Annotated in this window: 23 protein-coding genes and 1 other RNA gene; 18 read left to right on the top strand and 6 right to left on the bottom strand. The window is 58.9% G+C overall.

Annotated features, from left to right (window positions below):
• Positions 1–8 precede the first annotated feature (8 nt).
• The gene (zapE, locus tag AC07V0_RS27780; RefSeq protein ID WP_019582361.1) at positions 9–1103 is read left to right on the top strand and encodes a cell division protein ZapE; all 1095 of its coding nucleotides are present in this window, start codon (positions 9–11) and stop codon (positions 1101–1103) included.
• 84 nt (positions 1104–1187) lie between these two features.
• Here zapE and AC07V0_RS27775 read toward each other — a convergent pair whose 3' ends face one another.
• Positions 1188–2084, bottom strand: coding sequence for a GlxA family transcriptional regulator (locus AC07V0_RS27775; protein WP_172901249.1), 897 nt, complete (start codon positions 2082–2084; stop codon positions 1188–1190).
• A 244-nt stretch (positions 2085–2328) separates the two neighbouring features.
• Here AC07V0_RS27775 and AC07V0_RS27770 point away from each other — a divergent pair, with 244 nt between their 5' ends.
• Positions 2329–3465 (top strand): acyl-CoA dehydrogenase family protein, encoded by a 1137-nt coding sequence (locus AC07V0_RS27770; protein ID WP_018930117.1) that lies wholly within the window; start codon positions 2329–2331, stop codon positions 3463–3465.
• Positions 3466–3594: 129 nt separating this feature from the next.
• Here the strand turns inward: AC07V0_RS27770 and AC07V0_RS27765 are convergent, their stop codons facing one another.
• The gene (locus AC07V0_RS27765) at positions 3595–4635 is read right to left on the bottom strand and encodes an NADP(H)-dependent aldo-keto reductase (RefSeq protein WP_495020088.1); all 1041 of its coding nucleotides are present in this window, start codon (positions 4633–4635) and stop codon (positions 3595–3597) included.
• Positions 4636–4880: 245 nt separating this feature from the next.
• On the opposite strand from AC07V0_RS27765, the gene rplM reads away from it, so the two are divergent.
• The 7 genes from rplM (at position 4881) to AC07V0_RS27730 (ending at position 9768) form a co-directional block, all read left to right on the top strand.
• The gene (gene rplM, locus AC07V0_RS27760; RefSeq protein WP_007939824.1) at positions 4881–5309 is read left to right on the top strand and encodes a 50S ribosomal protein L13; all 429 of its coding nucleotides are present in this window, start codon (positions 4881–4883) and stop codon (positions 5307–5309) included.
• Positions 5310–5323: 14 nt separating this feature from the next.
• On the top strand, positions 5324–5716 hold the full coding sequence (gene rpsI, locus AC07V0_RS27755) for a 30S ribosomal protein S9 (RefSeq protein WP_003228056.1): 393 nt from the start codon (positions 5324–5326) through the stop codon (positions 5714–5716).
• 267 nt (positions 5717–5983) lie between these two features.
• Positions 5984–6577 (top strand): ubiquinol-cytochrome c reductase iron-sulfur subunit, encoded by a 594-nt coding sequence (gene petA, locus AC07V0_RS27750; RefSeq protein WP_007939825.1) that lies wholly within the window; start codon positions 5984–5986, stop codon positions 6575–6577.
• Complete coding sequence (locus AC07V0_RS27745) at positions 6577–7788, top strand: cytochrome b (protein ID WP_018930119.1); 1212 nt, start codon at positions 6577–6579, stop codon at positions 7786–7788. The genes petA and AC07V0_RS27745 overlap by 1 nt, the downstream gene beginning before the upstream one ends.
• Positions 7788–8570: a cytochrome c1 gene (locus AC07V0_RS27740; protein ID WP_018930120.1), complete on the top strand. Its 783-nt coding sequence runs from the start codon at positions 7788–7790 to the stop codon at positions 8568–8570. Before AC07V0_RS27745 ends, AC07V0_RS27740 begins: the two co-directional genes overlap by 1 nt.
• A 150-nt stretch (positions 8571–8720) precedes the next feature.
• Complete coding sequence (locus AC07V0_RS27735) at positions 8721–9338, top strand: glutathione S-transferase N-terminal domain-containing protein (protein WP_007939828.1); 618 nt, start codon at positions 8721–8723, stop codon at positions 9336–9338.
• A gap of 16 nt (positions 9339–9354) precedes the next feature.
• Positions 9355–9768 carry a ClpXP protease specificity-enhancing factor gene (locus tag AC07V0_RS27730; RefSeq protein WP_064616201.1) on the top strand — a complete coding sequence of 138 codons (414 nt, stop codon included), beginning with the start codon at positions 9355–9357 and terminating at the stop codon, positions 9766–9768.
• 97 nt (positions 9769–9865) lie between these two features.
• Here AC07V0_RS27730 and AC07V0_RS27725 read toward each other — a convergent pair whose 3' ends face one another.
• The 4 genes from AC07V0_RS27725 to AC07V0_RS27710 form a co-directional block, all read right to left on the bottom strand.
• Positions 9866–10444 carry a BON domain-containing protein gene (locus AC07V0_RS27725; protein ID WP_018930122.1) on the bottom strand — a complete coding sequence of 193 codons (579 nt, stop codon included), beginning with the start codon at positions 10442–10444 and terminating at the stop codon, positions 9866–9868.
• Positions 10441–11034 (bottom strand): phosphoheptose isomerase, encoded by a 594-nt coding sequence (locus tag AC07V0_RS27720; protein ID WP_008025961.1) that lies wholly within the window; start codon positions 11032–11034, stop codon positions 10441–10443. The genes AC07V0_RS27725 and AC07V0_RS27720 overlap by 4 nt, the downstream gene beginning before the upstream one ends.
• A 104-nt stretch (positions 11035–11138) precedes the next feature.
• Positions 11139–11501, bottom strand: coding sequence for a YraN family protein (locus AC07V0_RS27715; protein ID WP_018930123.1), 363 nt, complete (start codon positions 11499–11501; stop codon positions 11139–11141).
• Positions 11501–13312 (bottom strand): penicillin-binding protein activator, encoded by a 1812-nt coding sequence (locus AC07V0_RS27710; RefSeq protein WP_495020087.1) that lies wholly within the window; start codon positions 13310–13312, stop codon positions 11501–11503. Before AC07V0_RS27710 ends, AC07V0_RS27715 begins: the two co-directional genes overlap by 1 nt.
• Positions 13313–13489: 177 nt before the next feature.
• On the opposite strand from AC07V0_RS27710, the gene rsmI reads away from it, so the two are divergent.
• The 9 genes from rsmI (at position 13490) to mraY (ending at position 22513) form a co-directional block, all read left to right on the top strand.
• Positions 13490–14395, top strand: a complete 906-nt coding sequence (gene rsmI, locus AC07V0_RS27705) for a 16S rRNA (cytidine(1402)-2'-O)-methyltransferase (RefSeq protein WP_177431141.1) — start codon at positions 13490–13492, stop codon at positions 14393–14395.
• A 76-nt stretch (positions 14396–14471) separates the two neighbouring features.
• Positions 14472–14825: RNase P RNA component class A (rnpB, locus tag AC07V0_RS27700), an RNA gene on the top strand.
• A 354-nt stretch (positions 14826–15179) separates the two neighbouring features.
• Entirely contained in the window at positions 15180–15635 is a 456-nt protein-coding gene (gene mraZ, locus AC07V0_RS27695; RefSeq protein ID WP_003205355.1) for a division/cell wall cluster transcriptional repressor MraZ, read from the top strand.
• Positions 15632–16579 carry a 16S rRNA (cytosine(1402)-N(4))-methyltransferase RsmH gene (gene rsmH / locus AC07V0_RS27690; RefSeq protein ID WP_018930127.1) on the top strand — a complete coding sequence of 316 codons (948 nt, stop codon included), beginning with the start codon at positions 15632–15634 and terminating at the stop codon, positions 16577–16579. The genes mraZ and rsmH overlap by 4 nt, the downstream gene beginning before the upstream one ends.
• A complete protein-coding gene (gene ftsL / locus AC07V0_RS27685; protein WP_003205353.1) occupies positions 16576–16869 on the top strand; it encodes a cell division protein FtsL in 294 nt (97 codons plus the stop codon). The genes rsmH and ftsL overlap by 4 nt, the downstream gene beginning before the upstream one ends.
• Positions 16869–18608, top strand: coding sequence for a peptidoglycan D,D-transpeptidase FtsI family protein (locus AC07V0_RS27680; RefSeq protein ID WP_018930129.1), 1740 nt, complete (start codon positions 16869–16871; stop codon positions 18606–18608). The genes ftsL and AC07V0_RS27680 overlap by 1 nt, the downstream gene beginning before the upstream one ends.
• Positions 18608–20071, top strand: a complete 1464-nt coding sequence (locus AC07V0_RS27675) for a UDP-N-acetylmuramoyl-L-alanyl-D-glutamate--2,6-diaminopimelate ligase (RefSeq protein ID WP_018930130.1) — start codon at positions 18608–18610, stop codon at positions 20069–20071. The genes AC07V0_RS27680 and AC07V0_RS27675 overlap by 1 nt, the downstream gene beginning before the upstream one ends.
• Entirely contained in the window at positions 20064–21431 is a 1368-nt protein-coding gene (locus AC07V0_RS27670) for a UDP-N-acetylmuramoyl-tripeptide--D-alanyl-D-alanine ligase (RefSeq protein WP_495020086.1), read from the top strand. The genes AC07V0_RS27675 and AC07V0_RS27670 overlap by 8 nt, the downstream gene beginning before the upstream one ends.
• The gene (gene mraY / locus AC07V0_RS27665) at positions 21431–22513 is read left to right on the top strand and encodes a phospho-N-acetylmuramoyl-pentapeptide-transferase (RefSeq protein WP_008016698.1); all 1083 of its coding nucleotides are present in this window, start codon (positions 21431–21433) and stop codon (positions 22511–22513) included. The genes AC07V0_RS27670 and mraY overlap by 1 nt, the downstream gene beginning before the upstream one ends.
• Positions 22514–22516 lie beyond the last annotated feature (3 nt).

Here is a 22516-nt window from a genome sequence, read left to right as displayed (position 1 = left end):
AACGAATTATGACGCCCCTAGAACGATACCAAGCTGATCTGAAACGCCCGGAATTCTTCCACGATGCTGCGCAGGAAACGGCAGTGCGTCATTTGCAGCGCCTGTACGACGATCTGGTCGCGGCCTCGCAGAACAAACCGGGCCTGCTCGGCAAACTGTTTGGCAAGAAGGACCAGGCGCCGGTCAAGGGCCTGTACTTCTGGGGCGGCGTGGGTCGCGGCAAGACTTACCTGGTCGACACCTTCTTTGAAGCGCTGCCGTTCAAGGAAAAGACCCGCACTCACTTCCACCGCTTCATGAAGCGCGTGCACGAAGAGATGAAGACTCTGGGCGGCGAGAAAAACCCGCTGACGATCATCGCCAAGCGCTTTTCCGACGAAACGCGAGTGATCTGTTTCGATGAATTCTTCGTCTCCGACATCACCGACGCCATGATCCTTGGCACGCTGATGGAAGAACTGTTCAAGAACGGCGTGACCCTGGTCGCGACCTCGAACATCGTGCCGGACGGTCTGTACAAGGACGGCCTGCAACGTGCGCGCTTCTTGCCGGCCATTGCGCTGATCAAGCAGAACACCGAAATCGTCAACGTCGACAGCGGCGTCGATTACCGTCTGCGTCACCTCGAGCAAGCGGAGCTGTTCCACTTCCCGCTGGACGAAGCCGCCCAGGAAAGCCTGCGCAAGAGTTTCCGGGCCCTGACGCCGGAATGCACGGCTGCCGTCGAGAACGACGTGCTGATGATCGAGAACCGTGAAATCCGCGCCGTGCGCACTTGCGATGACGTGGCCTGGTTCGACTTCCGCGAACTGTGCGACGGCCCGCGCAGCCAGAACGACTACATCGAACTGGGCAAGATCTTCCATGCCGTGTTGCTCAGCGGCGTCGAGCAGATGAGCGTCACCACCGACGACATCGCCCGACGTTTTATCAACATGGTCGACGAGTTCTACGACCGCAACGTGAAGCTGATCATCTCCGCCGAAGTCGAGCTTAAAGACCTCTACACCGGCGGTCGCCTGACCTTCGAGTTCCAGCGTACGCTTAGCCGCTTGCTGGAAATGCAGTCTCACGAATTCCTGTCCCGGGCGCACAAGCCGTAGGACATTTCGGAAAATAAAAAGGGCCTGCATTGCAGGCCCTTTTTTATGCGCGCTGAAGAGCCAATCTGGATTGGTGTCTAGCCCTTAAGCTGCTTGTTGAAACTGCTGCCGATACTGATTCGGTGACAACTCCGTATGCTGGCGGAACAGCCGGGCGAAGAAGCTCGCATCGTCGTATCCGACTTCATAGCTGATGGTCTTGATGCTCTTGCGGCTGCCGGACAACAAGCCCTTGGCGGTCTCGATGCGCAGGCGTTGCAGGTAATGCAGCGGTTTATCGCCGGTCGCGGTCTGGAAGCGTCGCATGAAGTTGCGGATGCTCATGCCGTGTTCGCGGGCCACGTCTTCGAAGCGGAATTTATCGGCGAAGTGTTCTTCGAGCCAATGCTGGATCTGCAGGATGATCACATCCTGGTGCAGTTTTTGCCCGCCGAAACCGATCCGCCCCGGCGCATAGCTGCGTTGTACTTCGTAGAGAATGTCGCGAGCCACAGCCTGGGCCACGTTGGCACCGCAAAAGCGCTCGATCAGGTAAATGTAGAGGTCGCAGGCCGAGGTGGTGCCGCCGGCGCAATACAGGTTGTCGGCGTCGGTCAGGTGTTTGTCCTGGTTGAGGTGAACCTGAGGGAAGCGCTCGGCGAAAGCATTGAAGAAGCGCCAGTACGTGGTCGCTTCCTTACCGTTGAGCAGCCCGGCTTCGGCGAGCCAGAACACCCCCGTGGCCTCGCCACACAGCACTGCCCCGCGGGCGTGTTGTTCGCGCAGCCACGGCAGGACCTGTGGATAACGTTTGCAGAGCGTGTCGAAATCGTCCCAGAAGGCGGGGAGGATGATGACGTCGGCATTTTCCAGGCCGCCGTCCACCGGCATGATCACGTCGCTGAAGCTGTTCACCGGTTTGCCGTCGGGGCTGACCAGTCGGGTTTCGAACGCCGGTGTCAGGCCGTGGCCCAGTTGTTTGCCATAGCGCAGGCTGGCCAGATGGAAGAAATCCTTGGCTTGCATGAGGGTGGAAGCGAAAACCCGGTCGATAGCCAGGATGCTGACGCGCCGCAAGGGCTTGGAGGCTTGGTTAGACATAATTCAACTTTATTCTTATAGGGGAAAGTGGTCACCAGACGGCTGGATCGTCTTATTTTTTGTCGGATGTGTCCAGTGTCCTGTATCGGAAGCGAGGCTTAGTCTCTGAAGATCAATTCCGTCTGACAATAACGACAGGTGACGCATGATCCCCAGAACCTTGTTCAGCCCCGAGCACGAACTTTTTCGCGACAGCGTGCGAACGTTCCTCGAAAAAGAGGCCGTGCCGTTCCATGGGCAATGGGAAAAACAAGGCTATATCGACCGCAATCTCTGGAACAAGGCGGGGGAGGCGGGGATGCTCTGTTCGCATCTGCCGGAAGAATACGGCGGGTTGGGGGCTGACTTTCTCTATAGCGCAGTGGTGATCGAGGAGGTCGGTCGTCTGGGGCTGACCGGGATCGGATTTTCTCTTCATTCGGACATTGTTGCGCCTTATATCCTGCATTACGGCAGTGAGGCGCTGAAACACAAATACCTGCCCAAGCTGGTGTCTGGCGAGATGGTCACTGCGATCGCCATGACCGAGCCGGGTGCTGGCTCCGACCTGCAGGGGGTGAAGACTACCGCGGTGCTGGAGGGCGACGAATACGTGATCAACGGTTCGAAGACTTTCATCACCAACGGCTTTCTGGCTGACCTGGTGATCGTCGTGGCCAAGACTGATCCGAAGGCGGGGGCGAAGGGCACCAGTCTGTTTCTGGTGGAGGCCAACACGCCGGGTTTCGCCAAGGGCAAGCGCCTGGAAAAGGTCGGCATGAAGGCTCAAGACACCTCGGAGCTGTTCTTCCAGGACGTTCGGGTGCCCAAGGAAAACCTGTTGGGCCAAGCGGGGATGGGCTTCGCTTACCTGATGCAGGAATTACCGCAGGAGCGCTTGACGGTCGCGGTGGGAGGCTTGGCGTCAGCCGAAGCGGCGTTGCAGTGGACGCTGGATTACACCCGTGAGCGCAAGGCTTTCGGCAAGGCCATCGCCGACTTCCAGAATACCCGCTTCAAGCTCGCTGAAATGGCGACCGAGATCCAGATCGGCCGGGTTTTCGTCGATCGCTGCCTGGAACTGCATCTGCAAGGCAAGCTCGACGTGCCGACGGCGGCGATGGCCAAGTACTGGGGCACCGACCTGCAATGCAAGGTGCTCGACGAATGCGTGCAGTTGCATGGCGGTTACGGATTCATGTGGGAATACCCGATCGCCCGGGCATGGGCGGATGCGCGGGTGCAGCGGATTTATGCCGGGACCAATGAAATCATGAAGGAGATTATTGCGCGGTCGCTGTAATGCAGCGTGATCGTTCCCATGCTCTGCGTGGGAATGCCGCCATGGACGCTCTGCGTCCGCTTCGGAAGTGACGCGGAGCGTCACGGGATGCATTCCCACGCAGAGCGTGGGAACGATCGTCGACGTAAGTTACGGTGCCGGATTCGGCTGATCCTGGTGTATCGCCTCAATGCCTGCCAGCACTTCATCCGACAGCTTCAAATCGACGCTGGCAATGTTGCTGTCCAGTTGCTCAAGCGTGGTGGCGCCAATGATGTTGCTGGTTACGAACGGTTGCTGCGTGACGAACGCCAGCGCCATCTGCGCCGGGTCCAGGCCGTGTTCACGAGCCAGTGCCACGTAACGGCTGCACGCTGCTTCCGACTGCGGGTTGAAATAGCGGCTGAAGCGGCTGTAGAGGCTCAGGCGACCTTTTGGCGGACGCGCGCCACCTTCGTACTTGCCCGACAGAAAGCCGAACGCCAGTGGCGAGTAGGCCAGCAAGCCACATTGTTCGCGGATGGCAATTTCCGCCAGGCCGACTTCGAAGCTGCGATTGAGCAGGTTGTAGGGGTTCTGGATGGATACCGCGCGGGGCCAGCCACGGGCTTCGGCGAGGGCAAGGAAGCGCATGGTGCCCCACGGGGTTTCGTTGGACAGGCCGATATGGCGGATCTTGCCAGCCTTGACCTGTTCGTCCAGCGCTTCGAGGGTGTCCTCCAGTGGCGTCAGATTGGCTTCGATCTTGTGTTTGTAACCGAGCTGGCCAAAGAAATTGGTACTGCGTTCCGGCCAGTGCAGTTGATAGAGGTCGATGTAATCGGTCTGCAAGCGCTTGAGGCTGGCGTCCACGGCTTCGCTGATGTGTTGGCGGTTGTGCCGCAGGTTTTTGTCGCGAATGTAGTCGATGGTGTTGCCGGGGCCGGCGATCTTGCTCGCCAGGATCCAGTCGGCGCGATCGCCGCGACTTTTGAAGTAGTTGCCGATGTAGCGTTCGGTGGTGGCGTAGGTTTCGGCCTTGGGCGGCACCGGGTACATCTCGGCGGTGTCGATGAAATTGATCCCGGCGCCCTTGGCGCGTTCGATCTGGGCGAAGGCTTCAGCCTCACTGTTTTGCTCGCCCCAGGTCATGGTGCCGAGGCAGATGGCGCTCACGTTCAGATCGGTACGGCCTAGCTGGCGATAGTCCATCGGGTGCTCCTTGGGCAAAACAATCATAAAAGCAGGTTGAAATATTTTTCGCAATCTGCATAATTGCGCACCTCTTTCTGCAGTGGAAGTGATGCGCCGCCGCCGAAGAATCTTGCCGTTGAACGGACGCGCCGACCCGAGCCCCCGAAAGCGTCTGTATCCGGCTGCCTTTGACTTGTCAAAGTACGCACTATTCAGTAAGATCCGCCGTCTAATTTACAGGGCGGCCCCTGAGGCTATAAAGAATGAAAACTTTTACTGCTAAACCGGAAACAGTAAAGCGCGACTGGTTTGTCGTCGACGCTGCTGGTCAGACCCTGGGTCGTCTGGCCACTGAAATCGCGAGCCGTCTGCGTGGCAAGCACAAGGCTGAGTACACTCCTCACGTTGATACCGGCGACTACATCGTCGTAATCAACGCTGAGCAAGTACGTGTTACTGGCGCTAAAACCACTGACAAAATGTACTACTCCCACTCCGGTTTCCCGGGCGGCATCAAGTCGATCAACTTCGAAAAGCTGATCGCTAAAGCCCCTGAGCGCGTGATCGAGACCGCGGTCAAAGGCATGCTGCCTAAGAACCCGCTGGGTCGCGACATGTATCGTAAGCTGAAAGTCTATGCGGGCGCTGCTCACCCTCATACTGCTCAGCAGCCCCAAGAACTGAAGTTTTAACGGAATAGTTCATTATGTCGGCGACTCAAAATTACGGCACTGGCCGTCGCAAGACTGCAACCGCACGCGTTTTCCTGCGTCCGGGCACTGGTAACATCTCCATCAACAACCGTTCGCTGGATAATTTCTTCGGCCGCGAAACTGCCCGCATGGTAGTTCGTCAGCCGCTGGAATTGACTGAGACTGTCGAGAAGTTCGACATCTACGTCACCGTGATCGGCGGTGGTGTAAGTGGTCAAGCTGGCGCAATCCGCCACGGTATCACTCGCGCTCTGATGGACTACGACGAAACTCTGCGCTCTGCTCTGCGCAAAGCTGGCTTCGTAACCCGCGATGCACGTGAAGTTGAACGTAAGAAAGTCGGTCTGCGTAAAGCGCGTAAGCGTCCGCAGTACTCGAAGCGTTAATTCGCTTTCACGTTCAAAAAGAACGCCCAGTTTCCTTGCGAAGCTGGGCGTTTTTTTATGGGCGCTATTTATCAACGAATTGCGCTGTGACAACTTGCCACATCCGCAGAGGCCCTATACTACAAGGCTTGGCAGTGGAGCCCTTCGGTAATTACCTTGTCAGAATTGGGGCTTTTCATTACCATTCGGCAAAATTTTTATAAGTTCAGATTTTTACTTAGTAGACGCCTGATTTAACAGGCCACAAAGCTGATGGGAGAGGACTGAATGAGCAATGACGGCGTGAATGCAGGCCGGCGTCGCTTCTTGGTAGCAGCCACATCCGTGGTGGGTGCTGCAGGAGCGGTGGGGGCTGCGGTCCCGTTCGTGGGGTCATGGTTTCCCAGTGCCAAGGCGAAAGCCGCAGGTGCACCGGTGAAAGTGAATGTCAGCAAAATCGAGCCAGGCCAGCAAATGATTGCTGAGTGGCGCGGCCAGCCGGTGTTCATCGTCCGCCGTACCGAGGAAATCCTGGGGAATCTGAAAAAGATTGAGGGCCAGCTGTCTGACCCCGCCTCCAAGAACTCGACGCAACCGACCTATGTCGACCCGCAGACGCGTTCGATCAAGCCAGAAGTCCTGCTGCTGATCGGTATCTGCACTCACCTGGGGTGCTCGCCGACCTTCCGTCCAGAAGTGGCACCTGCCGATCTGGGCAAGGATTGGGTCGGGGGCTACTTCTGCCCTTGCCACGGTTCCCACTACGATTTGGCTGGCCGCGTCTACAAGTCGCAACCCGCGCCTTTGAACCTGCCAGTTCCCCCGCATTCCTATGAGACCGATGACATCATTGTCGTTGGCGTCGATACGGAGAAAGCGTGATGAGCAAGTTCATGGATTGGGTTGATGCGCGCTTCCCCGCGACCAAAATGTGGGAAGACCATCTCAGCAAGTATTACGCCCCGAAGAACTTCAATTTCTTCTATTTCTTTGGCTCCCTGGCGCTGCTCGTTCTGGTCAACCAGATCGTTACCGGTGTCTGGCTGACCATGAGCTATACCCCGTCGGCGGAAGAAGCATTCGCTTCCGTCGAATACATCATGCGCGACGTCGAGTACGGCTCGATCCTGCGTCTGCTGCACTCCACTGGCGCTTCGGCGTTCTTCATCGTGGTTTATCTGCACATGTTCCGTGGCCTGCTCTACGGTTCGTACCAGAAGCCGCGTGAGCTGGTGTGGGTGTTCGGCATGCTGATCTACCTGGCGCTGATGGCTGAAGCCTTCATGGGTTACCTGCTGCCGTGGGGCCAGATGTCCTACTGGGGCGCCCAGGTGATCATCTCGCTGTTCGGTGCGATCCCGGTCATCGGAAACGACCTGACCCAGTGGATCCGTGGTGACTACCTGATTTCCGGTATTACCCTGAACCGTTTCTTCGCCTTGCATGTGGTTGCCTTGCCGATCGTGATCCTTGGCCTGGTGGTGCTGCACATTCTGGCGTTGCACGAAGTGGGTTCGAACAACCCGGACGGCGTGGACATCAAGAAACACAAAGACGAAAACGGCGTACCGCTGGACGGCATTGCTTTCCATCCGTACTACACCGTGAAAGATATCGTCGGCGTGGTGGTGTTCCTGTTCATCTTCTGTGCGATCGTGTTCTTCTTCCCGGAAATGGGCGGCTACTTCCTCGAGAAGCCGAACTTTGAAGTGGCGAACGCCTTCAAGACCCCTGAGCACATCGCTCCGGTCTGGTACTTCACGCCGTTCTACGCGATTCTGCGGGCAGTTCCGGACAAGCTCCTGGGTGTTGTTGCCATGGGTGCTTCGATTGCCTTGCTGTTCGTCCTGCCCTGGCTTGACCGTAGCCCGGTCAAGTCCATGCGCTACAAGGGCTGGCTGAGCAAGATCTGGCTCTGGGTATTCTGCATCTCCTTCGTGATTCTTGGCTGGCTGGGCGTAATGGCGCCTACCCCGGAACGTACGTTGCTGTCGCAGGTTTGTACCTTCCTGTACTTCGCCTACTTCATTCTGATGCCGTTCTACACCAGGCTCGAGAAGACCAAACCGGTTCCGGAAAGGGTGACTGGCTGATGAAAAAACTATTTGCTGTACTGATTCTTGCTGCTCTGCCAGCACTGTCCTTCGCGGCCGAACACGGCGGCCCAGAGCTGGAAAAAGTCGACATCGACGTTTCCGACAAGGCTGCCATGCAGGATGGCGCACGTACGTTCGCCAACTATTGCATGGGCTGCCACAGTGCCAAGTTCCAGCGCTACGAGCGTGTCGCCGATGACCTGGGCATTCCTCACGAGCTGATGCTCGAGAAGCTGGTGTTCACTGGCGCCAAGATCGGCGACCACATGAGCATCGGCATGCAGCCGGCTGACGCCAAGACCTGGTTTGGTGCGGCGCCACCCGACCTGACACTGGTGGCTCGCGTTCGTGGCACGGATTGGCTCTATGGCTACCTGCGTTCGTTCTATGAAGACCCGTCGCGTCCATGGGGCGTGAACAACAAGGTGTTCCCGAACGTCGGCATGCCTAACGTTCTGGTCGGCTTGCAGGGTCGCCAGGTGGTAGGCTGTAAACAGGTTCAAGTCGTCGATGACGGCAAGAAGCAGTTCGATCCGCTGACCGGCACCGCTTTGACTCATGAAGCCTGCGATCAACTGACCGTATTGCCGAAAACCGGCACGCTGACCGAAGAGCAGTTCAACGAGAAGGTCAAGAATCTGGTGACCTTCCTGGCCTACTCGGCCAACCCGGTGAAGCTGCAGCATCAGCGCATCGGTACCTATGTGTTGCTGTACCTGGCGTTCTTCTTCGTATTCGCTTACTTGCTCAAGCGTGAATACTGGAAAGACGTCCATTGATAACGTTGTAAGCCATTGCTGTTAATCGCACGCGCCCAGGGGCGTCTCTGAAGGTGTAACGAGTCTGGTGATCCAGGCGTTACGGGAGGCGCCCTCTGGGCGCGCGTGTTTTTCCGTTTTCGATAATTTCAACAAGCGAGGAGGACCGCCATGGGCGTGACCAATCGGTTGGCCTGTTACTCCGACCCCGCCGACCACTATTCCCACCGAGTGCGCATCGTACTTGCAGAGAAGGGTGTCAGCGCCGAGATCATTTACGTGGAGGCTGGTCGTCAGCCGCCTAAACTGATTGAAGTGAACCCTTACGGAAGCCTGCCCACCCTGGTCGATCGTGACCTGGCGTTGTGGGAGTCGACCGTGGTGATGGAATACCTGGATGAGCGTTACCCGCATCCGCCACTACTGCCGGTTTATCCTGTGGCGCGTGCCAACAGTCGCCTGCTGATTCATCGCATTCAGCGTGATTGGTGTGGCCTGGTGGATCTGATTCTGGATTCGCGGACCAAGGAAGCAGCTCGCGTGGTGGCTCGTAAAGAGCTGCGCGAAAGCCTGACAGGCGTGTCGCCGCTATTCGCCGACAAGCCGTTTTTCCTCAGTGAGGAACAAAGTCTGGTGGATTGCTGCCTACTACCAATACTCTGGCGATTGCCGATTTTGGGTATAGAACTGCCGCGGCCTGCCAAGCCGCTGCTTGATTACATGGAGCGCCAGTTTGCGCGTGAGGCTTTCCAGGCGAGTCTGTCTGGTGTCGAACGCGACATGCGCTAAGGCTTAAGGAGCCGCTATGAACTCCAGTCGACCTTATCTGGTCCGCGCGCTCTACGAGTGGATTGTGGACAACGATTGCACCCCGCACATGCTGGTCAATTCCGAGTATCCGTCGGTACAGGTGCCTCAGGGTTTTGCCAGTGACGGGCAGATTGTCCTGAACGTATCCCCGGCAGCCGTGCGTCATTTGCACATGGATAACGAGGCGGTCAGTTTCGAAGGGCGCTTCGGTGGCGTGCCGCACACCCTGTACGTGCCTATCGCGTCGATCCTGGGCATTTACGCTCGGGAGAACGGCCAGGGCATGGTGTTCGATATGGAATCGCCGCTAGAGGACGAGGAAGACATCGAGCCGGATGATGATATCCCGCCACCCGACAGCGAGCCACCGCGTCCCAGCGGTCGACCCAGTTTGAAGGTGGTGAAGTAATAAAAAAGGCGATCCGCAAGGATCGCCTTTTTTATTACTGTTGGAGCCAGGCTTGCCGGCGAAGGCGATCTCAAGGATGCCATCGCGTAAGCAAGTATCAGTCGATGTACTCAAACAGCTTCACAATCTTCTGCACGCCAGAAACGCCTTGCACCAGATTGGTCGCCTGCGCCGCTTCCTGCTTGGTCAGCAGGCCGAGCAGATAAACGATGCCGTTCTCGGTCACAACCTTGATGCGCGAGCCCGGGATGGAGGGGTCGGTGAGCATCTGAGTCTTGATCTTGGTGGTCAGCCAGGTGTCGTTCTGGCGTGCCAGCAGCGAGGAGGGCTGCAGTACTTGCAGTTCGTTGTGCACCTTCTTCACGCGCTGAACGGAGGCGGCGACCTGTTCGGCCTTGGCCTTGAGGTCGGCGCGCGGGGTTTGCCCGGCGAGCAACACAACACCGTTGAAGCTGGTTACGACGATGTGCGAATCGTTGTCCAGGGCCGGATCGGCCTTGGCGATGTTCACGCCGACCTTGGTGTCGATCAGAGAGTCGTCGATCTTGCTGCCGAAGGTGCGCGTACCGCGGTCATCTTCGATCGGCGCTTCACGGCTGGCGTTAACCACTGATGTGCAGCCGCTGATGCCGAGGCACAGGGTCAAGGCCAGAAGGCTTAGGCGATTAGGGGTCATTCTTCACTCCCGAACAGTTGGCTGTCGATCAGATCGCAAAGGCAATGGATCGCCAGCAGGTGGACTTCCTGAATACGTGCAGTGACATTGGCCGGTACGCGAATCTCGACGTCTTCAGGCAATAGCAGCGATGCCATGCCGCCGCCATCGCGACCCGTCAATGCTACGACAATCATTTCGCGATCATGTGCGGCCTGGATCGCTTGAATAATGTTCGCCGAGTTGCCGCTGGTGGAAATCGCCAGCAATACGTCGCCCGGCTGGCCGAGGGCGCGGATCTGTTTGGAGAAGATTTCGTTGTAGCTGTAATCGTTGGCAATCGAGGTGATCGTCGAGCTGTCGGTGGTCAGCGCAATGGCTGGCAGGCTCGGACGTTCACGCTCGAAGCGATTGAGCAGCTCGGACGAAAAGTGCTGTGCATCGCCGGCGGAGCCACCGTTGCCGCACGAAAGCATTTTGCCCTCGTTGAGCAGGGCGTTGACCATCACCTGGCTGGCTTGCTCGATGTGCGGTGCAAGTACGTCCATCGCCATTTGCTTGGTGTCGATACTGGCCTGAAAAAGCTGGCGAATTCGGGATTGCATGTCCATCTGTGTGACCTTAATTAGCGCGGCTACTTGGCACATGAATGTGCAGCCCGCAAAGCAAAGAGCAAAAGTGTTGGGTGTAGGTGTCCGGTTCGGGGCGCAAGCGATCAGCAGTCGAAGGCATTTTGCATCCAGTTCAACTGATCGAGGCTGCTGTCGATGGCAACCACGTCGAAGCGGCAGGGGGAATCGGCCCAACGCGACTCGCGCTGAAGAAAATACTGCGCGGCGAAAATCAGTTTCTGCCGTTTGCGCCCATCGATGCTATCGAGCGCGCCACCCCATTGGGTGTTTTTTCTGTAGCGGACTTCGACGAATACTACTGTATCGCCATCAAGCATGACCAGATCAAGCTCGCCGCGTTTACATAACCAGTTCTGCGCCAGCAGGCGCAGACCTTGTTGCTGAAGATGCTCGAGCGCATGGCGCTCGGCATCCTTACCGCTTTGCTGGCGTGACCTGTCGGGCATCAGTGCGAGGTGTCCGGCAGGCGTTGAACCTGACCGTTGACGAACTCTGCCCATGGCAACTGACGCACGACCCGTTGATTCTGAGTCATGCCCAGGCTGCCCGATTGACCTTCGATGCGGCTGTCCGGCAAGGCCTTGAGTTGCCCCAGGCGTGGTGCCAGGCGATAGGCGTCAACGCCCATCGCGTATAGACGGCCCAGGCTGCCAGCGGCTTGTGGCCATTGTGCGGTGACCTGTTTGCGCAGCGGGTCGTTGGCATCCAGCAGCCATGGGGTTTCGCAGAAGCGAATACCGTTCATGTCGTTGTACTGGTTCTGGTCGCCGCTGGCGCTGAACACGTGGGAGGTGGCGTAAACCGGCACGTCACCCGCGTACTGGAAGTTCAGGGTCGGTTTGATCTGTTGAGCCTGTTGCGGCGTCGCGGCCAGGAAGATGAATTCGATGTCCTGACGACGCGAAGGCTGGGCGGCTACCTGTGAGCCAACGGTGTTTTGCAGGCTCTTGGCGCGGCCTTCGCTCTGACGCAGCTGGAACATGTCGGCAATTTGCTGGGCCAGTTGCACCGGTTGGTCGACGCGCTCGGTCGCGACAATGCTGCCGCCGTTGGCTTGCCAATCCTGGCTGAATGCTCTGAGTACGCGGTCACCCCATTCGCCTTTCGGCACCATGATGGCGGCGCGATGCAGGCCATCGGCGCGCGCACGACGGGATACTTCGCGGGCTTCGTCTTCAGCGGCAAGGCCGAATTGGAACAGCTGGGCCGGACCTTGTTCGCCTTCGCTGTAGTTCAGCGCCAGGGTGGTGATCGGTAGTTGCGGGCGAGCGCTGAGCTGTTTGACCAGCGGTTTTTCCAGCGGCCCGACCACCAATTGCACGCCGTCGGCCTGGGCCTTGCGATAGAACTCGTCAAGGGAGGTCAGGCGCGAGCTGTCATAGAACTCGATGGTTGGCGGCTTCTGCCCGGCTTGTTGCGCCTGGTAGTGTGCGGCCATGAAACCTTCGCGCAATGCTTTGCCGACCGAGGCCAGCGGGCCGTCTTGCGGCAGCAGCAGGGCAATCTTGCTCAGGGGCTGGCTGGCCAGATCCTTGAGTTTGGTCAATGGCAGCGGCAGCTGGATGGCGGCCGGGTGCTTTGGATTGTTCGCGCGCCAGTTGTCGATCGCGGCTTGCTGCTGTTCCAGGGTGCCGGCTGTTTTCACTGCCCGGGCCAGGCTCAACCAGCCGCCGAGGTCGTCGTCGGTGGTCGGCTGCAATTGATCGGTCGGCAGTGAAGCGATCAGGGTCCAGATCGCTTCGTGGTTTTTGCTCGCAGCTTGATCGCTCAGCATGGGGGCGATGAAAATGCGCTCCCGTGCGGCGGCCAGGGTCTGGCCGTCGGCCTCAAGGGCGCGGGCATGGACGGTGCCGGTGCGAACCTGTTGTTCGGCTGGCAGTTCGCTCAGGCGTTGCAGGCTCGGATGGCTCAGGGCCGTCAGCGCCGCTTTGGGCTGATTGCGCACCATGGCCAATTCAGCCGCCAGGGTGCTGGCGAAGACCTGTTGGCCAGGCTTGAGTTGTTCCATCGGTACTTGTTGCAGAATTTGCGCGGATTGGCCGGCATTGCCCTGACGATAAGCCAGGTCTGCCGCGCTCAAGCGCAGCAAGGCTGCCTTGTCCGGCGTTTTACTTTGAGTGGCCTGTTCGAGCAGTTGCTCGACACTGGCATCCGGGGTCCGTGGAAGTTCGCCAAGGCTGGAGGAGGGCGAGCTGGCGCAAGCCACCAGCAAGGCAGCGAGGCAGAGGGCAGAGAACAGCCGCAGGCAAGCGATCATGTAAGTGTTCCTGATACTCGATCAAATAAGCGTGGAATTGTACCCAAGCGCTGGCCGGGGCGCGATGTTACTGGCGTGAATCGATCAATTTAGCTCATGCAAATGTTGCGACACTGCACAAAAGGCTGGAAAACCGAGGGTTGCTTGCAGGTATCACGAATGTCGCTACGCGCTACAATGGCGGCTTTTACCGATTATGAGGTGTGCGCTTTGACTGCTCCAGGTGCTTTGAATTCCGCTGCTGGCTCGCTTTATGTGGTGGCGACGCCCATCGGCAACCTGGACGACATCAGTGCGCGTGCGCTGAAGATCCTGCGCGAGGTTTCGTTGATTGCTGCCGAAGACACTCGCCATTCCCAGCGATTGATGCAGCACTTCGGTATCCCCACGCCGCTGGCGGCCTGCCATGAACACAACGAGAGGGATGAAGGCAGTCGCTTTATCACTCGCTTGCTCGCTGGCGACGATGTGGCATTGATCTCCGATGCCGGGACACCGCTGATTTCCGATCCGGGTTATCACCTGGTGCGTCAGGCCCGTGCCGCAGGGATCAATGTGGTGCCGGTTCCGGGGGCCTGTGCATTGATTGCGGCGCTCTCGGCGGCGGGGTTGCCATCGGACCGTTTCATCTTCGAAGGGTTTCTACCGGCCAAGGCTGTCGGCCGACGCGCTCGCCTGGAACTGATAAAAGAAGAGCCGCGCACGCTGATTTTTTATGAGGCTCCACACCGCATCCTTGAATGCCTGCAAGACATGGAGCTGGTATTCGGCGCCGATCGTCCGGCATTGCTGGCGCGCGAGTTGACCAAGACCTTCGAAACCCTTAAAGGCTTGCCGCTGGCCGAGCTGCGCGAGTTCGTCGAATCGGACAGCAACCAGCAGCGCGGCGAGTGCGTAGTGCTGGTCGCTGGCTGGTCTGCTCCCGAGACTGAGGACGCTGTCAGCAGCGAAGCCATGCGTATTCTCAATCTGCTGCTTGAAGAAATGCCGCTCAAGCGTGCGGCGGCATTGGCGGCGCAAATTACTGGCGAGCGCAAGAATGTGCTCTATCAGGTTGCGCTGGATAAGCAGAAGGGCGAGTAAAAAAGCGACGCGCAGCGCCGGCCAGAGGCTTTTAGAGCTTGTTCTTCGACCGCTCTGCCGTTAATCTTCGCGGCGGAGAGTCGATCGGACAGTCGCTGCCCTCTATGAAAATTAGAGGGGGGAGGAAAGTCCGGGCTCCATAGGGCGAAGTGCCAGGTAATGCCTGGGAGGCGTGAGCCTACGGAAAGTGCCACAGAAAATAACCGCCTAAGCGCTTCGGCGCCGGTAAGGGTGAAAAGGTGCGGTAAGAGCGCACCGCACGTCTGGCAACAGTTCGTGGCTAGGTAAACCCCACTTGGAGCAAGACCAAATAGGGTCCCAAGGCGTGGCCCGCGCTGGGACCGGGTAGGTTGCTAAAGATGTCCAGTGATGGCCATCGTAGACGAATGACTGTTCAAGACAGAACCCGGCTTACAGATCGACTCTCCACCTTTTTTTCTCTCTGCTTCAATCATTGGCAGCGATATGCGTAATGGCAGTTTCCCTCCCTGCTGAATCAATAGCAGAAGCGCTTTTGTAATACCGAAAAAATCTTACTCTTAACAAACTACTTTAACTTCTGAACGCAGCCTTCTGTGCTGATTCAAGTTATTGAACGAATTCATCCGCCAGATTCTCGTTTCCCCTCCTTTTACACTCCTAAATCTCCGTTCTGTAAGGCTTTTCCTTCTATCCGCGCCTTGACGGTGTGGTGGGCGCATTCCTATAGTGTGCGCAAGTGGCGGAAAGTGGCATGAAGTGGGTTTTTTGAGCGCAAAACGCTAATATTTGGAGAAACGCTGACGTGTTTCGCGGAGCTAACGCTATCAGTCTCGATGCAAAGGGCCGTCTCGCCATGCCGAGCCGGTACCGTGACGAGCTCGTTTCGCGTAGTTCCGGTCAATTAATCGTCACCATCGATGCCGTTGATCCGTGTTTGTGTGTTTATCCCCTCGATGAGTGGGAAATTATCGAAACCAAACTGCGTGCACTGCCTTCGCTTCGCGAAGAAAACCGCCGCCTGCAACGTTTACTGATTGGTAATGCCGTCGACCTCGAGCTCGATGGCAGTGGTCGTTTTCTGGTCCCGCCGCGTCTTCGCGAATATGCCAAGTTGGATAAGCGCGCAATGTTGGTAGGCCAACTGAACAAGTTCCAATTGTGGGACGAGGATGCCTGGAATGCGGTTTCTGCCGCTGACCTGGCTGCTATTCAACAACCGGGCGCCATGCCTGATGAACTGCGTGATTTGATCCTGTGACTATTGATAGCGGCTTTAACCACATCACCGTACTGCTTGACGAAGCCGTCGAGGCTCTCGCCGTACGTCCTGATGGCTGCTATCTGGACGGCACGTTCGGACGCGGCGGACATAGCCGGTTGATTCTCAGCAAGCTCGGGCCCGATGGTCGGTTGCTCGGGTTCGACAAAGATCCTCAAGCGATTGCCACCGGGCAAACGCTAGCGGCCGAAGACGGCCGCTTTGTCGTTGTACAGCGCAGCTTTGCCGAGCTCGGTTCGGAAGTCGCCGAACGCGGTCTGGCCGGCAAGGTCAGCGGTGTTCTGCTTGACCTGGGCGTGTCTTCGCCTCAGCTCGACGACCCTGAGCGCGGCTTCAGTTTTCTCAACGACGGCCCGTTGGACATGCGAATGGACCCGTCCCGCGGGATCAGCGCCGCCGAGTTCGTCAATACCGCGCCGGTGGAGGAAATCGCCCGGGTGTTCAAGGAATACGGCGAAGAACGTTTCTCCGGCCGCATGGCGCGTGCCGTGGCCGAACGTCGCGACATCAAGCCGTTCGAGCGCACTGCCGATCTGGCAGAAGTGCTGAAAGTCGCCAACCCTGCATGGGAAAAGGGCAAGAACCCGGCCACCCGTGCATTCCAGGGGCTGCGTATTCACGTCAACAACGAGCTGGGCGATCTGGAAGCCGGTCTCGAAGCCGCTCTGGAGTGCCTGGAAGTCGGCGGTCGCCTGGTGGTGATCAGCTTCCACTCGCTGGAAGACCGCATCGTCAAACTGTTCATGCGTAAACTGGTGAAAGGCGAAGCCGACAACCTGCCGCGCAACTTGCCGGTCCGTCACGTCGCCTTCGAACCGAAAATCAAAGTCCATGGCAAAGCGCAGTCCGCCTCCGAGGCCGAACTCAAAGCCAACCCACGTTCCCGTAGCGCCATCATGCGCGTCGCGGAGAAACTGCGGTGAGCAAGCTTTTCGCCAAACCACTTCCCGGCGGAAGCTTTTTCATGCTGCTGCTGTTTATCGGTGTGCTCGTGTCGGCCATCGGCGTGTCCTATAGCGCGCACTGGAACCGTCAGCTGTTGAATTCGCTGTACAACGAATTGAGCGTGCGCGACAAGGCGCAGGCGGAGTGGGGCCGGTTGATTCTCGAACAAAGCACCTGGACCGCCCACAGCCGTATCGAAGTGTTGGCGACCGAACAACTGAAGATGCGCATTCCTGGCGCTGCTGAAGTGCAGATGGTGGCGCCATGATGAAACTCGAAGGTGCACTTTTCCCGTGGCGATTCCGTCTGGTGCTGGGCTTGCTCGGCATCATGGTGGTGGCGATTTCCTGGCGCATCATTGATCTGCAAGTGGTCGACCGTGACTTCCTTAAAGGTCAGGGCGACGCGCGCAGTGTTCGTCATATTCCAATCCCGGCTCACCGTGGTCTGATCACCGACCGTAACGGCGAGCCGTTGGCCGTGAGTACCCCGGTCACCACCCTGTGGGCCAACGCCAAGGAAATGCAGCTGGCCAAAGAGAAATGGCCGGCACTGGCGGCTGCCTTGGGGCAGGATCCCAAAGCCCTGGCCGAACGTCTCGAAGCCCAGGCCAACAAAGAATTCATCTACCTGGTGCGCGGGCTGACCCCTGAGCAGGGCCAGGCTGTGCTCGATCTGAAAGTGCCGGGCGTTTATGGCATCGAAGAGTTCCGGCGTTTCTACCCGGCCGGTGAAGTCACCGCCCACATGGTCGGCTTTACCGACATCGACGATCACGGACGCGAAGGCGTCGAGCTGGCCTACGACGAATGGCTGGCCGGGGTGCCCGGCAAGCGACAGGTCATCAAGGACCGGCGCGGCCGGCTGATCAAAGATGTCCAGGTCACCAAAAACGCCAAGGCCGGCAAGCCCTTGGCGTTGTCCATTGACCTGCGCCTGCAATACCTGGCCAACCGCGAACTGCGCAACGCGATCATCGAGAACGGCGCCAAGGCCGGTAGCCTGGTGATCATGGACGTGAAGACCGGCGAGATTCTCGCCATGGTCAACCAGCCGACCTACAACCCGAACAACCGTCGCAACCTGCAACCGGCGATGATGCGCAACCGCGCGATGATCGACGTGTTCGAGCCGGGTTCGACCATGAAAGCGATCTCCATGAGCGCCGCGATCGAAACCGGGCGCTGGAAACCGAGCGACACCGTCGAGGTGTACCCGGGCAGTTTGCAGATTGGTAAATACACCATCAAGGACGTATCCAAGACCGAAGGTCCGGTGCTCGACCTGACCGGTATCCTGATCAATTCCAGTAACGTCGGCATGAGTAAGGTCGCGTTCGATATCGGCGGCGAAACGATTTTCCGTCTGGCACAGAAAGTTGGCCTCGGCCAGGACACCGGCTTGGGTTTCCCGGGTGAGCGCGTCGGCAACCTGCCGAACTACCGCGAATGGCGCAAGGCTGAAACCGCCACGCTGTCCTACGGCTACGGTATTTCCGTGACCGCGATCCAGTTGGTCCACGCCTTCTCGGCCCTGGCTAACAATGGTCGCCTCGCGCCGTTGACCCTGATCAAAACCGACAAGGCGCCGCAAACCACTCAGGTGCTGCCGGAAGCCGTCGCGAAAACCATGCAAGGCATGCTGCAACAAGTGATCGAAGCCCCGCGCGGCGTATTCCGTGCGCAGGTGCCGGCGTATCACGTGGGCGGCAAGTCGGGTACTGCGCGTAAGACGTCGGTCGGAACCAAAGGCTACGCCGAGAACTCCTACCGCTCGCTGTTCGCCGGTTTCGGCCCGATGAGCGACCCGCGTTACGCGATCGTGGTGGTGATCGACGAACCGACCAAGGCCGGTTACTTCGGTGGTCTGGTATCGGCGCCGGTGTTCAGCAAAGTGATGTCCGGGACCTTGCGCCTGATGAACATCACCCCGGACAACCTGCCAGCCACTCAACAAGCGAACGCCGCACCGGTCGTTCCGCTGAAAGCTAATGGAGGGCGCGGCTGATGTCGCTGAGCCTGAACAAGATTTTCGCCCACGCCGGCCATGATCTATTGATCCGCGAATTGGCGCTGGACAGCCGTAACGTACGGGCAGGTGATTTGTTCCTTGCGGTCCCTGGTGGCAAGTTCGACGGTCGTGCGCACATCGCCGACGCCTTGCAGCGCGGTGCTGCCGCCGTGGCTTATGAAGTCGAAGGCGCGACCGTGCTGCCGATTACCGACGTGCCGCTGATTCCGGTCAAAGGCCTGGCGGCGCAGCTGTCGGATATCGCCGGGCGCTTTTACGGCGACCCGAGCCGTCACATGAACCTGATCGGCGTGACCGGCACCAACGGTAAAACCAGCGTGACCCAGTTGGTCGCGCAAGCCTTGGATTTGCTCGGTCAACACTGCGGTATCGTTGGCACTTTGGGCTCCGGTTTCCATGGCGCGCTGGAAAGCGGCTTGCACACCACGCCGAACCCGATTGCGCTGCAAGCAACCCTCGCCGACCTGAAAAAGGCCGGTGCCAAAGCCGTGGCCATGGAAGTCTCTTCCCATGGGCTGGATCAGGGCCGCGTAACCGCGCTGGCCTTCGATGTGGCGGTGATGACCAACCTGTCGCGCGATCATCTGGATTACCACGGCACCATGCAGGCCTATGGCGAAACCAAGGCCAAGTTGTTTGCCTGGAATGATCTGAAGTGCCGGGTGGTCAACCTCGACGACGATTTTGGCCGGCAACTGGCGGCTGATGAGGGTGAGTCGCGGCTGATCACTTACAGCCTGGAAGACTCCCGCGCTTACCTGTATTGCCGCGAAGCACAGTTCAGTGACGAAGGCGTGCGCGCCACTCTGGTTACCCCGCAAGGCGAACACCATTTGCGCAGCACCTTGCTCGGCCGTTTCAACCTGAGCAACGTGTTGGCCGCGGTCGGTGCCTTGCTCGGTCTGGACTATGCGCTGGACGAAATCCTCAACGTGTTGCCAAAGCTCGAAGGTCCGGCCGGTCGCATGCAGCGTCTGGGCGGCGGCACTCAGCCGTTGGTGGTGGTCGATTACGCCCACACGCCGGATGCGCTGGAAAAAGTCTTGATGGCCCTGCGTCCTCACGCCAAAGGCCGGTTGCTGTGCCTGTTCGGTTGCGGCGGTGATCGCGATCGCGGCAAGCGTCCGCTGATGGCTGAAGTGGTCGAGCGTCTGGCCGATGGTGTGCTGGTCACCGACGACAACCCGCGCACCGAAGACCCCGCCGCGATTTTCGACGACATCCGCGCCGGTTTCACCGCTGTGGATAAAGTCACCTTCGTCGCCGGTCGTGGCCAGGCGATTGCCCAGTTGATCGCCAGCGCTTCGGCGGATGACGTGATTGTCCTGGCTGGTAAAGGTCATGAGGACTATCAGGAAATCAACGGTGAGCGTCTCGCTTTCTCCGATCTGGTCGAGGCCGATCATGCCCTGACCGCGTGGGAGGTGGCCCATGCTTAAAGCCTTGAAACTGAGCGAACTGACCGGCGCACTGAATGCCCGTCTGATCTCCGTCGATGCCAGCTTTGATGGTGTCAGCATCGACAGCCGCGCGATCAAGCCCGGCCAGCTGTTTATTGCTCTGGCCGGTCCACGTTTCGATGGCCATGACTACCTGAATGACGTCGCCGCCAAAGGCGCCGTGGGTGCACTGGTCGAGCGCGAAGTGGCCGACAGCTCGCTGCCGCAACTGCTGGTCAAGGACACCCGCCAGGCCCTCGGCCAGTTGGGTGCGATCAACCGTGCCGCGTTCACTCAGCCGGTCGCGGCCGTTACCGGCTCCAGCGGCAAGACCACGGTCAAGGAAATGCTGGCGAGCATCCTGCGCACACGCGGTCCGGTGCTGGCGACCCGTGGCAACCTGAACAATGACCTCGGTGCTCCGCTGACCCTGCTCGAACTGGCACCGGAACACACCGCCGCCGTGATCGAACTCGGCGCTTCGCGAATCGGCGAGATTGCCTACACCGTCGCCATGACCAAACCCCACGTGGCCATCATCAACAACGCCGGGACTGCCCACGTTGGTGAGTTCGGCGGGCCGGAAAAAATCGTCGAAGCCAAGGGCGAGATTCTCGAAGGGCTGGATGCCGATGGCATCGCCGTGCTGAATCTCGACGACAAGGCCTTCGACATCTGGAAGACCCGTGCCGCCGGTCGAAAAGTGCTGACTTTTGCCCTGAGCAACGTCAACGCTGATTTCCATGCCAGCGATCTGGACCGCGATGCCCGCGGTTGCCCAGCGTTCAACCTGCACAGCCCTGAAGGTGTGGAGCGGGTTCAGCTGAATCTGCTCGGCACCCACAACGTCGCCAATGCCATGGCCGCTGCCGCTGCCGCGCATGCTTTGGGTGTGTCGCTGTTCGGCATCGCCACCGGCCTTGGCGCGGTGCAACCGGTCAAGGGCCGCACCGTCGCGCAACTGGCGCCTAACGGCATGCGCGTAATCGATGACACATACAACGCGAACCCCACCTCTATGTGCGCCGCCGTTGATATACTCGCCGGCTTTTCCGGTCGCACCGTTTTGGTGCTCGGGGATATCGGCGAGTTGGGCGCGTGGGCAGAGCAGGGGCACCGCGATGTGGGCGATTACGCCCGCGCCAAGGTTTCCGCGCTTTACGCCGTCGGGCCAATGATGGCTCACGCCGTGAACGCTTTCGGCGAGCAGGCCTTTCACTTCAGCACACAGGCTGAACTGATCAAGGCCCTGGAAGCCGAGCAGGACACAAACACTACCTTTTTGATCAAGGGCTCGCGCAGCGCTGCGATGGAAAACATCGTTGCCGCTTTGTGCGGGACCAGTCTGGAGAAACATTAATGCTGCTGCTGCTAGCGGAGTATCTGCAACAGTTCTACAAAGGCTTCGCGGTCTTTCAGTACCTGACCCTGCGCGGGATTCTCGGTGTACTGACCGCGCTGGTCTTGTCGCTGTGCTATGGCCCGTGGATGATCCGCACTCTGCAGAACCGTCAGATCGGTCAATCCGTTCGCAACGACGGCCCGCAATCGCACCTGTCGAAGTCGGGCACCCCGACCATGGGCGGCGCGCTGATTCTTTCCTCCATCGGCGTCAGCACCTTGCTTTGGGCTGACCTGACCAACCGTTACGTTTGGGTCGTGTTGTTGGTGACCCTGCTGTTCGGCGCCATCGGCTGGGTTGACGACTATCGCAAAGTCATCGAGAAAAACTCCCGCGGCCTTCCGAGCCGCTGGAAGTATTTCTGGCAGTCGGTGTTCGGCCTGGGCGCGGCGATCTTCCTTTATATGACTGCCGCGACGCCGGTGGAAACCACCCTGATCCTGCCGATGCTCAAGGACTACAGCATTCCGCTGGGCGCAGGTTTCATCGTCCTGACCTATTTCGTGATTGTCGGCTCGAGCAACGCGGTCAACCTGACCGACGGCCTCGACGGTCTGGCGATCATGCCCACCGTGATGGTCGGCGGCGGCCTGGGGATCTTCTGCTACCTGTCGGGTAACGTGAAGTTCGCCGAATACCTGCTGATTCCTTACGTACCGGGCGCGGGTGAGCTGATTGTGTTCTGCGGCGCCTTGATCGGTGCGGGCCTGGGCTTCCTCTGGTTCAACACCTATCCGGCACAAGTCTTCATGGGCGACGTTGGCGCGCTGGCGCTGGGTGCGGCCCTGGGCACCATCGCAGTGATCGTCCGTCAGGAAATCGTCCTGTTCATCATGGGCGGTGTGTTCGTGATGGAGACCCTGTCAGTCGTCATTCAGGTTGCCTCCTTTAAGCTGACCGGTCGCCGTGTGTTCCGCATGGCACCGATTCACCACCACTTTGAACTCAAGGGCTGGCCCGAGCCGCGCGTGATCGTCCGTTTCTGGATCATCACCGTGATTCTCGTGTTGATCGGCCTTGCCACCCTGAAGCTGAGGTAGAAC

Source organism: Pseudomonas sp. GW821-FHT01E10 (genome assembly GCF_059422365.1).
The sequence above is the reverse complement of the archived record's forward strand: the minus strand, read 5'-3'. Positions and strand labels throughout refer to the sequence as shown.